Origin of the sequence: Aquidulcibacter sp., from assembly GCF_049239865.1 — a bacterium.
Classification (GTDB): domain Bacteria; phylum Pseudomonadota; class Alphaproteobacteria; order Caulobacterales; family Aquidulcibacteraceae; genus Aquidulcibacter.
In genome coordinates this window covers 1-1,147 of the sequence record NZ_JBMLTR010000192.1, presented here as the reverse complement: position 1 = coordinate 1,147, position 1,147 = coordinate 1, and the positions used below count along the sequence as shown (strand labels likewise).

Sequence of the window (1,147 nt, the reverse complement as noted above, 5' to 3'; positions counted from 1 at the left end):
GCGGTCTTCCTCTATCACGCGATCAAAGCGGGCATGGATATGGGGATCGTCAATGCTGGCCAATTGGCGGTCTATGATTCCATCGATTTGGAACTGCGCGAGCGGTGCGAAGATGTGATCTTGAACCGTCGCGCTGATTCGACAGAGCGCTTGCTGGAGACCGCCGAAAACTATCGCGGCAAAGAAGGTCAGAAGGCAGCCGTCAAGGATATGACTTGGCGCGAAGCACCGGTTCGTGAGCGTCTGGCGCACTCCTTGGTGCACGGCATCACCGAATTCATCGTTGAAGATACCGAAGCCGCCCGTCTTGAAGCCGAACGGCCGCTGCACGTGATCGAAGGCCCGTTGATGGACGGGATGAATGTGGTTGGCGACCTGTTTGGCTCGGGCAAAATGTTCTTGCCGCAAGTGGTCAAGTCCGCCCGCGTGATGAAGCAAGCTGTGGCCCATCTTCTGCCTTACATGGAAGAAGAAAAGTTGCGCCTTGGCACGCAAGATCAGGCAGCAGGTAAAGTCCTTATGGCGACCGTGAAGGGCGATGTGCACGATATTGGCAAGAATATCGTCGGCGTCGTGCTGCAATGTAATGGCTTTGACGTCGTTGACCTTGGCGTCATGGTCAGTTGCGAGAAGATCCTTGAAGCCGCACGCGAGCATAAGGTTGATATCATCGGCTTGTCTGGCCTGATCACCCCCAGTTTGGACGAAATGAGCTGGGTTGCGAGTGAGATGGAGCGTCAGGGCTTTGGCGACATGCCCTTGTTGATCGGCGGAGCGACCACCTCGCGCACCCATACCGCCGTCAAGATTGCGCCCAATTATAAGGGCCCTGTGCTCTATGTAACCGACGCCAGCCGTGCGGTTCCTGTTGTGCAAAAGCTGTTGGGCGATGATCGTCAGGATTTGATCCAAGAAACACGCGAAGATCAGGAGCGCGCCCGTCTTGCCCACTTTGCCGGCCAAGATAAGCGCCCGCGTGCGACTTTGGCTGCGGCACGCGCCAATGCGGCTAAATTGGACTTTTCCGACTATCAGCCGCCCAAGCCGAGCTTTATCGGCACCCAAGTGTTTGACGATTATCCACTGGCCGATTTGGTGCCCGTCATCGACTGGACGCCTTTCTTTGCCACTTGGGAATTGCACGGCA

General features: G+C 56.4%; 1 protein-coding gene. It reads left to right on the top strand.

All coding sequences use genetic code 11. The features are described from left to right. Positions 1-1,147, top strand: a 1,147-nt coding sequence (locus ACOVRA_RS13810) for a B12-binding domain-containing protein (protein WP_421720808.1), incomplete at both ends; no start/stop codon positions are given.